At 41.1% G+C, this 13,737-nt stretch carries 11 protein-coding genes; 10 read left to right on the top strand and 1 reads right to left on the bottom strand.

Going from position 1 to position 13,737, the window contains the following annotated elements:
• The first annotated feature begins 452 nt into the window (after positions 1–452).
• From D0S24_RS08855 to D0S24_RS08815, 9 genes are all read left to right on the top strand, one after another.
• Positions 453–758 (top strand): nucleotidyltransferase family protein, encoded by a 306-nt coding sequence (locus tag D0S24_RS08855; RefSeq protein WP_117019525.1) that lies wholly within the window; start codon positions 453–455, stop codon positions 756–758.
• A complete protein-coding gene (locus D0S24_RS08850) occupies positions 748–1,020 on the top strand; it encodes a DUF86 domain-containing protein (protein ID WP_117019524.1) in 273 nt (90 codons plus the stop codon). The genes D0S24_RS08855 and D0S24_RS08850 overlap by 11 nt, the downstream gene beginning before the upstream one ends.
• A 477-nt stretch (positions 1,021–1,497) precedes the next feature.
• Complete coding sequence (topA, locus tag D0S24_RS08845; protein WP_117019523.1) at positions 1,498–3,987, top strand: type I DNA topoisomerase; 2,490 nt, start codon at positions 1,498–1,500, stop codon at positions 3,985–3,987.
• A 1-nt stretch (position 3,988) separates the two neighbouring features.
• Positions 3,989–5,146, top strand: coding sequence for a formimidoylglutamase (locus D0S24_RS08840; RefSeq protein WP_117019522.1), 1,158 nt, complete (start codon positions 3,989–3,991; stop codon positions 5,144–5,146).
• A 116-nt stretch (positions 5,147–5,262) separates the two neighbouring features.
• Complete coding sequence (gene gldK / locus D0S24_RS08835; protein WP_117019521.1) at positions 5,263–6,621, top strand: gliding motility lipoprotein GldK; 1,359 nt, start codon at positions 5,263–5,265, stop codon at positions 6,619–6,621.
• Between the two features lie 98 nt (positions 6,622–6,719).
• Positions 6,720–7,370 carry a gliding motility protein GldL gene (gene gldL, locus D0S24_RS08830; RefSeq protein WP_117019520.1) on the top strand — a complete coding sequence of 217 codons (651 nt, stop codon included), beginning with the start codon at positions 6,720–6,722 and terminating at the stop codon, positions 7,368–7,370.
• Positions 7,371–7,428: 58 nt separating this feature from the next.
• On the top strand, positions 7,429–8,997 hold the full coding sequence (gene gldM, locus D0S24_RS08825; RefSeq protein WP_117019519.1) for a gliding motility protein GldM: 1,569 nt from the start codon (positions 7,429–7,431) through the stop codon (positions 8,995–8,997).
• 105 nt (positions 8,998–9,102) lie between these two features.
• Positions 9,103–10,005 (top strand): gliding motility protein GldN, encoded by a 903-nt coding sequence (gldN, locus tag D0S24_RS08820; protein WP_117019518.1) that lies wholly within the window; start codon positions 9,103–9,105, stop codon positions 10,003–10,005.
• 187 nt (positions 10,006–10,192) lie between these two features.
• Entirely contained in the window at positions 10,193–11,233 is a 1,041-nt protein-coding gene (locus tag D0S24_RS08815; RefSeq protein WP_117019517.1) for an FAD-binding oxidoreductase, read from the top strand.
• 99 nt (positions 11,234–11,332) lie between these two features.
• Here D0S24_RS08815 and D0S24_RS08810 read toward each other — a convergent pair whose 3' ends face one another.
• Positions 11,333–11,725 carry a DUF983 domain-containing protein gene (locus D0S24_RS08810; protein ID WP_117019516.1) on the bottom strand — a complete coding sequence of 131 codons (393 nt, stop codon included), beginning with the start codon at positions 11,723–11,725 and terminating at the stop codon, positions 11,333–11,335.
• A 65-nt stretch (positions 11,726–11,790) separates the two neighbouring features.
• Here D0S24_RS08810 and D0S24_RS08805 point away from each other — a divergent pair, with 65 nt between their 5' ends.
• The gene (locus D0S24_RS08805) at positions 11,791–13,707 is read left to right on the top strand and encodes an ABC-F family ATP-binding cassette domain-containing protein (RefSeq protein ID WP_117019515.1); all 1,917 of its coding nucleotides are present in this window, start codon (positions 11,791–11,793) and stop codon (positions 13,705–13,707) included.
• Positions 13,708–13,737 lie beyond the last annotated feature (30 nt).

The raw sequence follows: 13,737 nt of genomic DNA, 5'->3' as shown, positions 1-13,737 counted from the left end.
TAAAAAGAATCTCAAGCAACAGCTTTACAAGTCTTCCAACTTGGCACTTTATAAACCCTTGCGCTAAAACGACCGGCCATGGGTTGCAATCCCTTCCGTCTTCTCCTCCTCTGGTCGGGGAAGCCACCTTCCCTTAACCAAGGGAAGGAGCTTTAACTTACGTTATTACAATTTACTTATTGATTTTTAGACCCCCTTTAACTCCCCCTCCTTGGGAGGGGGCTGGGGGGAGGACAACCTGCTGAGGGTACAAGTTTAAAACTTTGAACCTTAAACTTTAAACTTGCCGACTGCCAACAGCCACTTCTTATTTCCTTACGCTGCGCGCCCACGAAAATATTTAATGATTATTAGGATTTATAGTCTAGTAAAATGTGCTGAAGAACAGTATACCTAAAACAAGTAATAGGTACAAGTTGTTATATTCGTATATTTGAATAAAGAATAGAAAAATGTTGAACTTGATTGAAAATAATAAGCATGAATTGCAAAGGCTTTGTGAGAGATATGACATTAAAACGATGTATGTATTCGGCTCGGCAACGTCCAGTGATTTCAATGAATCAAGTGATATAGACATACTAATTTCATTTAAGGAAATCCCTTTTGAAAAATATACGGATAACTACTTTGAATTGCACGAAAAACTTGAGCAGTTGTTTAACCGAAAAGTTGATTTGTTAACTGAGAGATCATTATCAAATCCATACTTTATTCGAAGTGTAGAAAAAACAAAGCAATTACTTTATGCAGCATAGTGTTGAAATGTATTTGCTTGATATTTCGAACTCAATAGATTCTATTTTCGAATACTTGGGAGAAGAAAGGAATTTCAAATTCTATGAATCAAATAAATTGCTTCGCCGGGCAGTTGAACGTGAATTGGAAATAATTGGTGAAGCAACAAATAGGATAATAAAAATAAACCCAAACATAGATATTTCGGATTCGAGAAGAATTGTTGACCTCAGAAATTGGGTGATTCACGCATATAACAATGTCGATAATGTCATTATTTAGGGAATAATTAATAAAGATTTGCCTTTGCTAAAAAAGCAAGTTTCAAATTTACTTGAAAAGTAAGGCTTATAACCTGCTGTAAGCAAAATGGGTTGCAATCCCTTCCGTCTTCACCTCCTCTGGTCGGGGTAGCCACATGCTAGATGCTATGCTTTAGATATTAGATCAGTAACCTTGAACTTTAAACCTGCCCACTGCCCACTGCGACTGCCTACTTTTTTTGAACCTTGAACCTTTTAATTAGGTGCTGCTAACCACAGAGGATCACTGTCACAAACCAAACTTTAAACTTTGAACCTGAAACTTCAAACCTGCCCACTGCCGACTGCGACTGCCAACTAGTTTTTTCTGAACCTTAAACCTTGAACCTTGACCCTGTAATAAACTTCCCGTCATTGCTAATTTTTGGTCATACTAAGCAGGGTATGGCATCAAATTAAAAAATTCAATTACTTTTGTGTCACCAAAAACGAGTTAATGGCAAAGAATTTAGTTATAGTAGAGTCCCCGGCTAAAGCAAAGACAATAGAAAAATTTTTAGGAAAAGAATATAAGGTGGAGTCCAGTTTTGGACATATTGCCGATTTGCCTTCCAAAGAATTGGGAGTGGACGTGGACAATAATTTTGCCCCTAAATATATTGTCGACAAGGACAAAAAGGCCCTTGTTAAAAAGCTTAAGGATTTGGCGGACAAAGCGGATACTATATGGTTGGCCAGTGATGAAGACCGTGAAGGGGAGGCAATTTCCTGGCACTTGGCAGAGGAGTTGAAATTGGACAAGAATAAAACAAAACGGATCGTTTTCAATTCCATTACCAAATCTGCCATTCAGAAGGCCATTGAGAATCCTAGGGAAATTAATTACGATTTGGTGAACGCCCAACAGGCAAGGCGGGTTTTGGACAGATTGGTGGGATATGAACTCTCCCCGGTCTTGTGGAAAAAGATTAAACCGGGATTATCCGCGGGCAGGGTACAATCCGTTGCGGTGAGATTAATTGTAGAGAGGGAGCGGGAAATTGAAGCTTTTAATCCGGAAGCTGCCTTTAGGGTATCGGCCGAGTTTAAAACCAATGATGGTAGTATTTTTACGGCCAAGTTAAATAAGACCTATGCTAGCCAGAAGGAGGCGGAAGCTTTCTTAAAGGAAAATATAGGGGCAAATTTTTCGGTTGCCAATCTGGACAAGAAACCGGCCAAAAAATCACCTGCAGCACCATTTACAACTTCAACACTGCAGCAGGAGGCCTCCAGAAAATTGTATTTTTCGGTTTCAAGGACTATGCAGGTGGCACAGCGCTTGTATGAGGCGGGGCTGATAACCTATATGAGAACGGATAGTGTTAACCTTTCCCAGGATGCCATTGATGCTGCCCAGGATGCCATTATAAGCAATTACGGTAAGGAATACAGCAAGGTTAGGAATTTTACGGGAAAATCCAAAGGAGCCCAGGAGGCCCATGAAGCCATCCGTCCTACGGAGATGACCAATCAGTCCCCATCTTTGGAAAGGGATCAATCCAAATTGTACGAACTTATTTGGAAGCGTACCCTGGCCTCACAAATGAGTGATGCCGAATTGGAGCGTACCAATGTTAAAATAAAGGCCAATACCCATAAGGAAGAATTTACCGCCAACGGGGAGGTAATAAAATTTGACGGATTCCTAAAGGTATATTTGGAAAGTAGGGACGAGGAGGATATAAATGAAGAGCAGGAGGGAATGCTTCCTGCAATGAAGGAAGGTGAAAAACTTCTCAATAATTATATTACGGCAACAGAGCGTTTTTCCAGGGCACCCTATAGGTTTACGGAGGCCTCTTTGGTTAAAAAACTGGAGGAACTAGGAATAGGAAGGCCCTCTACTTATGCGCCCACTATTTCCACTATTCAGAATAGGGGCTATGTAGATAAGGGAACTATAGAAGGCACCGAAAGAAATTATGTACAGCTACTGCTCAAATCGGATAAGCTTACGACCAAGGATTTAAAGGAAAATGTAGGCTCCGATAAAGGGAAACTGGTCCCTACGGATATTGGAATAATAGTGACCGACTTTCTGGTAGGTCATTTCGAAACCATTTTGGATTATCATTTCACTGCCAAAGTGGAAGAGGATTTTGATGGAATTGCTTCGGGCGATGAGGATTGGCAAAAGGTATTGAAGGATTTTTATGGGGACTTTCACCCCAAGGTCCTGGATGTGGAAGAAAATGCGGATAGGGCCAGTGGCGAACGCGTTTTGGGTACCGACCCCAAGACAGGAAGACAGGTTTCGGTCAGATTGGGCCGCTTTGGTCCCATGGTACAGGTGGGTACCGTGGACGATGAGGAGAAACCATTGTTTGCCAGTCTGTTGCCGGACCAGTCCTTAAATACCATCAGCTACGAAGAAGCTATGGACCTGTTTAAATTGCCAAGAAAGCTTGGTGTTTATGAAGGGGAAGATGTAGAGGCCAATGTGGGCCGTTTTGGTCCTTATATAAGGTTTGGTAAAAAGTTTGTGTCCTTGGGCAAGGATGAAAATGCCATGGAGATAGATATGGATCGGGCCGTAGAACTTATCAAGGAAAAAGAAAAGGCCGATGCCCCAATTGCGGTTTATGAAAATAAGGAGGTAACCAAAGGGGTAGGCAGATTTGGGCCGTTTATAAAATGGGACGGAATGTTCATTAATGTTAGTAAGAAATATGATCTTGATAGCCTTTCAAAGCAGGATATAGCAGATATTATAGAAGCCAAAAAACAAAAGGAGATCGAGAGATTGGTCCAAGAATGGCCGGAAGCAGGTATTCGAATAGAAAAAGCGAGATGGGGAAGGCATACCATTATTAAGGGAAAGGTTAAGGTTGAGGTTTCCAAAGATGTGGATGCTACCAAGATTTCCCTAAAGGATGCACAAGAATTAATAGAAAAAAAGACACCTAAGAAAAAGACAAAAACAAAACCTAAGGCTAAAAAATAATATGGCATTCGATTTTTTAGTACCCGTAAGTGATAGGGTATTGGCCCACTGCGAATTACTTCCGGCCCAAGCATTAGGGAAACACATTTATATGCATACTGCACGGCATGGCCTTCCGGTGTTGGCAAATGTAAGTGTAGCCATATTGGGGGTCCACGAATCCAGAAATGCCTTTGAGAAAAAACCGGAGCGCCTGGATATTTCCGAAATCAGACTGCAGCTGTACAATTTAATGATGGGAAATTGGAACTCCTCAATCATTGATTTGGGTGATATTGAGGAAGGCGAGACCGTAGAGGACACTTATTTTGTGGTAAAGGAAATAGTTGCAGGCCTCTTGGAGGAAAATATCATCCCTATTGTCATTGGGGCAACCCAAGACCTTACCTATCCTACCTATAGGGCCTTTGACGGTCTTAAAAATATGGTCAACCTAGTGTCCATAGACAGTAGGTTCGATTTTGGAATGGACGAGGAACTTATTTCTTCCCATTCCTATATGAGTAAAATAATTACCGATAAGCCCAACAACCTTTTTAATTTCTCCAATATCGGCTATCAGAGCTATTTTAATTCCCAGGAGGAATTGGACCTTATGGAGCGTCTTTTCTTCGATTCCTATAGGTTGGGCGAATTAATTTCAGATATCACCCTGGCAGAGCCCGTGCTCAGAAATGCCCATGTGGTAAGTTTGGATGCACGTGCCATACGTGCGGCAGATATGGGGTATTCCAGAAATTTTTCCCCCAACGGTTTTAACGGTCGGGAAATTTGTGCCATTTCCAGATATGCCGGAATTAGTGACAATGTATCCGTTTTTGGGATTTACGAATGCGAGAACAGCAATCAATCCTTTCAACTTGTTGCACAAATAATTTGGTATTTTATAGAGGGGCTAAACTTTAGGATTCAGGAGGCCCCCAATAGCAATAGTAACGACTTCACCAAGTATACCGTACCTACGGAGGATGAGTCCCTTGTCTTTTATAAAAGCCATCTCAGCGAAAGATGGTGGGTAGAGGTACCTTCAATTTTAACTTCACATACTAAAACAAATTCACCCGCGTTATTACCATGCACTGAAATGGATTATCTGGATGCATGTAATCAAAATATTCCTGAGCGGTGGTATAAAGCCTACAAAAAAGGGTTTAATTGAATTAACAAATTTAGGGTATAAATACAATTTTTATACAATAAATTATTTAAAAATAAGTTTTAGAGAATAATACTTGTGTTTGCATTTATAATCATAATCGAAATTTAACCTAACGTATGAAGAAGCTATTGTTGTCATCTATAGCATTTGTTTTTTTACTCTCAAGTTGTGGGTCCAAAACAAAAGGAGAGCTGGTCGGAGCTCAAGGAAAAAAGTGGTATCCAGAAAAACCTTATGGTATGGAATTGATTCCGAGAGGAGCATTCATTATGGGTAAGAGTGAGGAAGATCAGGCCAAGTTACTAAATGCCCCGACAAAGACTGTAACCGTTAGATCTTTCTATATGGATGATACGGAAATTACGAATAGTGAATATCGCCAATTTGTAGAATGGGTGAAAGATTCCATAGCAAGAACCAAAATGGCCATTCTGGCAGATGAATTGGGGTTGGGACCGGAAGATGGAGGTATAGGGGACTACGCTTTTATGGATGCGGATACCACAAGATTGTCCGCCTACGATAAGTACATGCTGAACAATTACGCCGGTATGGGGGAAACAGGCTATGAAGGTAGGGCTTTGGACAGAAAACAGGATTTGACCTGGGACACCTCCAAGTATCCTGACGAGTATTATGCCGAGGTAATGGATTCATTATATATTTCACAAGAGGAATCCTATAATGGCCAACGCCACATAGATGTTACCAAATTGAAATACAAATACACCTGGATGGATATTGAGGCTGCGGCCCGGGCCAAAAAGGGAAATAGAAAGGAATTTATAAAACAGGAAGAATTGGAGATATATCCGGATACTACGGTATGGATAAAGGATTTCGCTTACTCCTATAATGAGCCCATGCACAATGATTACTTCTGGCATGATGCCTATAGCGATTATCCTGTTGTGGGTGTTTCTTGGCAACAGGCACAGGCCTTTTGTAACTGGAGGACCAAATTCAAGAACGATGATCAAAAAAGTAGGGGCAAGCAATTTGTAAACCGCTTTAGATTACCAACCGAAGCGGAGTGGGAATATGCGGCAAGAGGCGGTATAGAAGGGGGAACCTACCCATGGGGTGGACCTTATGTAATTAGTGATACCGGATGTTTTATGGCCAACTTTAAACCACAGCGTGGGGATTATGCGGCGGACCAAGCTTTGTACACGGTAGAGGCAAAGGCCTACGAACCCAATGATTATAATCTTTATAACATGGCTGGTAACGTATCCGAATGGACCAATAGCAGCTATGACCCCAATTCCTATGAATATGTGTCCACAATGAACCCAAATGCGCAATCCAGCCAAAACGCAAGGAAAGTTATTAGAGGTGGATCTTGGAAGGATGTTGCCTATTTCCTACAGGTTAGTACCAGGGATTATGAATATCAGGATTCGGCACGTAGTTATATTGGTTTTAGAACCGTCCAGGATTACATGGGAGAGGAAGACTCACCAATTAATTAGAATACAGAATAAAGAGAAAAGAATAAAGAAGAACTTTAAATTGAATAAACGTTAAACCAAATACTTATTATTAACATTACTTAATTAAATTTAAAATTATGGCACAGTCAAAATCAACTAAGAAATTATTTAACATGGCCTACGGTCTTGGTGCATCTGTAGTAATCATAGGAGCATTGTTCAAGATCCTTCACTGGCAATTTGGCCCACTAACTGGGGGATTGTTATTGGCAATCGGACTAATTACCGAAGCGCTAATTTTTGCCATCAGTGCATTTGAACCGGTAGATGACGAATACGATTGGTCATTGGTATACCCCGAATTAAGTGGAGGTGCTGCCTCTGGGAAATTAAATTCCAAAGCTGAAATAAAAGAGGCAGAAGCTTCTTTATCCAAAAAATTGGATGATCTTTTAAAAGAAGCCGGTGTAGATGCCAACCTTATGGAAAGTCTGGGATCCAGTATTAGAAACTTTGAAGGTGCAGCCAAAGGCATTGCCCCTACGGTCGATGCTATGGAATCCACTAAAAAGTATTCCGATGAGATGGTTCAAGCTGCCGCTCAAATGGAATCTTTGAACAGTCTGTACAAAGTTCAATTGGAAAGCGCAAGCAGACAAGCATCCATCAACGAGGAAGTGGTGCAGAATTCAAGTGCCCTTAAGGATCAAATGGAATCTTTGGCTACCAATCTTTCTTCTTTGAACGGAGTTTATGGTGGTATGTTATCTGCAATGAATAGAAACTAATTAGTTAAAATTCAATAACCAAACCCAAATCAATTAATAATTAAAACTAATTAGAAAAATGGCAGGAGGAAAAGCAACACCACGTCAGAAGATGATCAACCTAATGTATTTGATCTTCATTGCGATGTTGGCCTTAAATATGGGAAAAGAAGTGCTATCGGCTTTCGGTCTTATGAACGAAAAGTTAGAGGCTTCTAACGTAAAAACCACGGAAAACAATACAGCTTTCCTAAGTGGACTTGAAACTAAAGCATCTGAAAATGCTGAAAAATTTGGCCCTCTTTTGGAGGACGCCAAAAAAATAAAGGAATTGTCCGCGGAGTATTACCTATACTTGGAAAACTTGAAAAAAGAGATGATGGCCGATGTTGAAGATCCAAAAGATTATCAAGTTATGGACAAGACCGATTATTTGGACCAGCGTTTTTTCCAGGGAGGTCAACTTGGCGCGGACGGTAAGGAATTTTTAGATCGTTTGGAGAACTATCGCAGCCAGATTACTGCGGTAATGCCAGAAGAATTGGAGTCGGTAAAGTCGTCCGTAAAAACAAGGTTCGAAACCGGTGATGAGAATGGTAAAGTGGAAAAAAGGGACGGGACCAAACAAGATTGGCTGAACTATAATTTTGAGGGCTATCCTTTGGTTGCCTCCTTGACCAAGATCACCGCACTTCAGGCCGATATCAAGGCTACCGAGGAAGATGCATTAAAAGCCATGCTTCAGGGACAGTTGAGCAGTGAGGTTTCCATGACCAATTATACCACTTTGCTGGAGCAGGAAAAATCTGCTTTTTATGCAGGAGAAAAATTTGCTGGAAATATTGTATTGGGACGTAAGGATGCCACTACAAAACCAAACGAGGTTAACTTGACCTTGGACGGGAGAAAGTTAAGTGAAGGTACCGATTATGTAATCGAGGACGGTAAGGTAAGGTTAACGGTAAGCGCAGGAAGTGCCGGGGATCACAAGATAGCAGGAAATTTGGTGTTCCTTCAGGATGGTGAGCGTACAGAAGTGCCGGTATCCTCTACTTTTGCCACTATTACCAAACCCAATGCCGCTGTTATTTCAGCAGATAAGATGAATGTGGTCTATCGCGGTGTTTCCAACCCTATAACCATATCCATTCCCGGTATTCCCGATAACAATGTTACTGCATCCGCACCCGGACTTAGTAAGCAGAGCGGAAGTAAATATGCTATGAATCCTGGTACCGGAAGAACCGTTTCCATAACGGCTTCAGGTAAATTACCCGATGGACAAATGATCAGGACTTCATCAGAGTTTAGGATCAAGGATATTCCAAGACCTTCAGGATCCGTAAGAGGGGAGTCCGGAAGTGCCAAGATGGGTAAAGAAAATCTAGAGATATCTACAATTGGAGCGCTATTGGAAGACTTTGATTTTGATCTTAACCTTGCAGTTAGTGGATTCAAATTTAAAGTTCCGGGACAGCCGACCGTAGATGTAAATGGCAACAAGTTGGACGCTAGGGCCAAGTCTGCCCTTAAAAGGGCGAGCCGTGGCGATGCCGTTCAGATATTTGATATTGAAGCCTATATCACCAACAACAAAAGCTACAAGCTTAAAAAGGTATCTCCTGTTGTAGTGGAGATAACAAATTAGTAAGGATATTGTGGAACGGCCATGGCAGATCGGAATGTTTGTCATGGCTTGTTCACCGGTCTAACTAAAGTAGGACCGAAGATTAAAATAAAAAAATTTAAACCGATGAATTGGAAAAATGTATTATTAATTGGAGTAGTGGTCCTGTTACCATTGTCTATTTTAGCCCAGGCAAATATTTTAAATGCCAAATTACCGGAAGAGATAGGGAAGAAGACCGAGGCACAGATTGAGAAAGACAATGATGCTCCTTTACCTTACGCTTATGTGGACGACAGGGATATACTCTGGTCCAAAACCGTTTGGGAGGTAATCGATCTGGACGAGCGTGTAAACTTTCCGCTGTATTATCCTTTGGATACTATAGATATAGGTCCTGATAGAAGGTCCTTGTACGATGTGCTGATCAAAAACATTAAAAACGGAAAATTGGAAGATGTTTATGTAGATTCTTATTTTACCGAAAAAAGAAAGTTCAGCGATTTGGCCGCTACTTTGCAGAAAGTGGATACCACGGATTACGGATACGAGCAATATAATGCGGGAGAGCCCATTTCTCCTGAATATATTAATCGTAGGAACCTTACCGCAGCCGATTTGGAAGAGTACCTAATTAAAGGAATGTGGTATTTCGATAAAAGATTGGGGGAATTAAAATATCGATTGTTGGGTATTGCTCCTGTAGCGCCGGACGTTAACTTTATAGATGATGAGTCTATGGATCTGGCCGAGGCAAAAGTACCATTGTTCTGGGTATGGTACCCAAGTGCAAGACAAATATTGCATGAGGCCAAAGTGTTCAACCAAAGGAATTCCGCGCAGCCCATTTCTTTTGATATGCTGTTGAACGCAAGAAGGTTCAACGCAACGATCTATAAAGAGGATAATGTGCACGGGGACCGCGAGATTGAGGACTATATAGCGGATAATGCCTTGTTCCAATTATTGGAATCTAAACGAATTAAGGAGGTTATCCGGGATAGGGAACAAGATATGTGGGCCTACTAGCCTAAAATAATATACCAATTCATATATAAAACCAAGCGCTGCATCCTAGGATGCAGCGCTTGGTTTTTTAACGGATTTGGATTTTAGTTTATACCATTGCATGGTAAATAAAGCTGCTTTTCCAGTTAGTAGGATGATTAAAATTTAATTCGATGAAGATTTCGATTTCCTTCCCTACTTTTGCAAAATGGTAGATTATCTAATTGTGGGCCTGGGCTTGGCCGGTATTTCCTTTTGCGAGGTATTGGAAAGAAACCAAAAATCCTTTAAGGTAATCAGTGATGATTCCCAGACCTCTTCCGTAGTAGCGGGCGGACTCTATAACCCGGTTACCCTTAAGCGTTTTACATTGGCCTGGAAAGCCAAAGAACAGTTGGACCTGGCCCTTCCCTTCTATTCCGAATTGGAAAGGAAGTTAAATATCCAATTGGATTATAAGATTCCCATTCTAAGGCGTTTTGCCAGCATAAATGAACAGAACCTTTGGTTTGAGGCTTTGGACAAACCGAATTTGGGACATTTTGTGGCTCCAAAAATACGTTCCAACCATAACCCCAATATTGATGCACCCTTTGGATATGGGGAGGTAATGCATACAGGAAGGATAGATACGGCCGTTTTACTATTGTCCTACAGTAAGTATCTGAGGGATAGGGATATATTCCTTAGGGAAACCTTTAATTTTGAAGCCCTAAAGCTAGAGGACAGATTTGTGGAATATGGCGGTCTAAAGGCCAAGAACATTGTTTTTGCAACCGGTTTTGGGATAAAGGGCAATCCGTATTTCAATTATTTGCCGCTCAACGGTACCAAAGGCGAATTGTTGACCATTAAGGCAGCTGCCTTAAAAGAGGGGAGCGTTATAAAATCGTCTGTTTTTATTATTCCTTTGGGCCAAGATATGTATAGGGTGGGCGCAACCTATAAGTGGAAAGATAAAACCAATGCTCCCACGGAAGAATGCAAACTGGAGCTTTTACAAAAGTTGAATACCTTTCTAAAATGCCCCTATGAGGTGGTAGACCATGTGGCAGGGATTAGGCCTACGGTAAGCGATAGAAAGCCATTGGTAGGCAGGCATCCCGAATACAAAAATATGTATCTGCTCAACGGTTTGGGTTCCAGGGGGGTCATGATTGCACCCATGGCATCCATGCAACTTTATGCTTTAATAGAAGATAAAAGGGCCCTGGATCCGGAAATGGATCTATCCCGTTTTACTCGATAATCGAGATTTAAATACTCCGACGCTTGCGTCGAAATCAAACTTGAATTTACTTTCAATGCCTCGTGGGCTTGCCCCGAGGTAGTTTACCAGGAAACATTTTTAGGAACCGGCCTTAGTGTTGGCCTTTGGGTCGTATTTGATGAAGAAATTGATCCATATGTTTCGTGAAATCCTAATGATAAAGGGCATAAATGCAATCAAAGTAACAATGATGCCGATAAAGGAGCTGATCAGGGAAGCTTTGAAAAATAAAAAGGTAATTACGAAAGCGGCCACGGCAAAGGCTACGCCAACACCATAACTAACGTACATTGCCCCGTAGAAAAAAGAGGGTTCTATTTTATATTTGGTACCACAATGGGTGCAACGGTCGTTCATTTTAAAGATATTGCCCAAATGATATGGGTTTTTGTCCCGATACATACTCTCTTCATGACATTTTGGACAAGTTCCTGTTAAAATGCTGTAGAGTTTGTTTCCTTTTTTTAACATTTGCAAAAAGTTTCTACGAAATTACGTTTTTGTAGCCTTAATCAATGTAACCTTAGTCACCAAATATGCTTAATATCCACAATCTCTCCGTATCCTTTGGAGGGGAATATCTATTTGAAGAAATATCTTTCCGTTTAAATTCCGGGGATCGAGTGGGTCTCATTGGAAAAAACGGAGCGGGTAAATCTACCCTTTTGAAAATTTTATCGAAGGATATGCCCATAGATTCTGGGACCATTGCGTCCGATAAGGACATAAAAATGGGATTCTTACGGCAGGATATCGATTTTGATTTGGGGAGGACTGTTCAGGAGGAGGCCCATCAGGCCTTTGAAGAAATAAAGGCCTTGGAGTTGAGATTGGACGAAATCAACCATCAGCTGGCCGAACGTACCGATTATGAAAGTGAGGGCTACAATCAGTTAATTATAGACTTGAACGATGTAACCCATCATTATGAAATATTGGGAGGGTACAATTATCAGGGAGAAACGGAAAAAGTATTGTTGGGCCTAGGTTTTAAACGGGAGGATTTTGATCGTAAGACCGAAACCTTTTCCGGCGGTTGGAGGATGCGGATAGAATTGGCAAAACTTTTATTACAGAGCAATGACGTGCTTTTATTGGATGAGCCAACAAACCACTTGGATATAGAATCCATTATTTGGTTGGAGAATTTCCTGAAGAATTATGCCGGAGGTGTAATGATAGTCTCCCACGATAAAATGTTTTTGGATAATGTGACCAATAGGACCATTGAAATTTCTTTGGGAAGGATCTATGATTACAATAAGCCCTATTCCAAATACTTGGTACTTCGCAACGAAATTAAGCAACAGCAGCTGAACGCCCAGAAAAATCAAGAGAAGGAAATACAGCAGGCAGAAAGATTGATCGAAAAGTTCAGGGCCAAATCCACCAAGGCCTCCATGGCCCAGTCGTTGATCAAGAAGCTCGATAAAATGGAGCGGATAGAAGTAGATGAGGATGACAACAGCGTAATGAACCTGAGATTTCAAATTTCTGTTACACCTGGTAAGGTGGTTACGGAAATAGAGGGTTTATCCAAGAGTTATGGGGACAACCATGTGCTAAAGAAAATAGACCTTTTAATAGAACGGGATTCCAAAACCGCCTTTGTTGGGCAAAATGGTCAAGGGAAATCCACACTGGCAAAGATACTAGTGGGGGATTTGGATCATAAGGGGCGTCTAAAATTAGGGCATAATGTTCAAATCGGGTACTTCGCACAAAATCAGGCAGAGTATTTGGATGGGGAAAAGACCATTTTGGATACCATGATAGATGCGGCCAATGAAAAGAACAGAAGTAAGGTTAGGGATATATTGGGGTCTTTTTTGTTTAGGGGAGATGAGGTGGAGAAATATGTAAGAGTACTGTCAGGAGGTGAGCGGAACAGATTGGCCCTCGCCAAAATGCTACTGCAGCCTTTTAATGTGTTGGTCATGGATGAGCCAACAAACCATTTGGACATTAAATCCAAGAATGTGCTAAAGCAAGCCCTTCAGAATTTTGATGGAACCTTAATATTGGTGAGTCATGATCGGGATTTTTTGCAGGGCCTTACCAACAAGGTATATGAATTTAAGGATGGCAGCATCAAAGAATATCTTGGGGATATCGACTTTTATTTGGAACAGAGGAAAGTGGAAGATTTTAGGGCAATAGAAAAGAAGCAGACCGTGGTCCAAAAAAAAGAAAGGCCCCAGGAGAGGCATATAGATTTTGAAGATCAGAAAAGGATAAAATCCTTAAAAAATAGGCTTAGTTCAACGGAAAGTGACATTGCCCGGTTAGAGAAGGAGTTGGCCGTAATTGATCACGATTTACTTATGAATTATGATGCCACCATTGCCAAGACCAATTTTTTCGACTCTTACCAAAAGAAAAAGAAAAACCTTGAAAGCCTAATGAAAACTTGGGAAAACATTACTATGGAACTTGAAGAGTTCTCTTTGTAGGGAAAAAATCCGTCCCATAGGTTTTCCTTG

Source organism: Arenibacter sp. P308M17 (assembly GCF_003426735.1).
Classification (GTDB): Bacteria; Bacteroidota; Bacteroidia; order Flavobacteriales; family Flavobacteriaceae; genus Arenibacter.
Note: the sequence above shows the minus strand (reverse complement) of the source record. Positions and strands in the feature narration are given on the sequence as shown.

Bases quoted from the DNA above. Each gene is read 5' to 3' on its own strand.
- D0S24_RS08855 (WP_117019525.1), top strand. From the start codon at position 453: ATGTTGAACTTGATTGAAAATAATAAGCATGAATTGCAAAGGCTTTGT.
- D0S24_RS08850 (WP_117019524.1), top strand. From the start codon at position 748: ATGCAGCATAGTGTTGAAATGTATTTGCTTGATATTTCGAACTCAATA.
- topA (WP_117019523.1), top strand. From the start codon at position 1,498: ATGGCAAAGAATTTAGTTATAGTAGAGTCCCCGGCTAAAGCAAAGACA.
- D0S24_RS08840 (WP_117019522.1), top strand. From the start codon at position 3,989: ATGGCATTCGATTTTTTAGTACCCGTAAGTGATAGGGTATTGGCCCAC.
- gldK (WP_117019521.1), top strand. From the start codon at position 5,263: ATGAAGAAGCTATTGTTGTCATCTATAGCATTTGTTTTTTTACTCTCA.
- gldL (WP_117019520.1), top strand. From the start codon at position 6,720: ATGGCACAGTCAAAATCAACTAAGAAATTATTTAACATGGCCTACGGT.
- gldM (WP_117019519.1), top strand. From the start codon at position 7,429: ATGGCAGGAGGAAAAGCAACACCACGTCAGAAGATGATCAACCTAATG.
- gldN (WP_117019518.1), top strand. From the start codon at position 9,103: ATGAATTGGAAAAATGTATTATTAATTGGAGTAGTGGTCCTGTTACCA.
- D0S24_RS08815 (WP_117019517.1), top strand. From the start codon at position 10,193: ATGGTAGATTATCTAATTGTGGGCCTGGGCTTGGCCGGTATTTCCTTT.
- D0S24_RS08810 (WP_117019516.1), bottom strand. From the start codon at position 11,725: ATGTTAAAAAAAGGAAACAAACTCTACAGCATTTTAACAGGAACTTGT.
- D0S24_RS08805 (WP_117019515.1), top strand. From the start codon at position 11,791: ATGCTTAATATCCACAATCTCTCCGTATCCTTTGGAGGGGAATATCTA.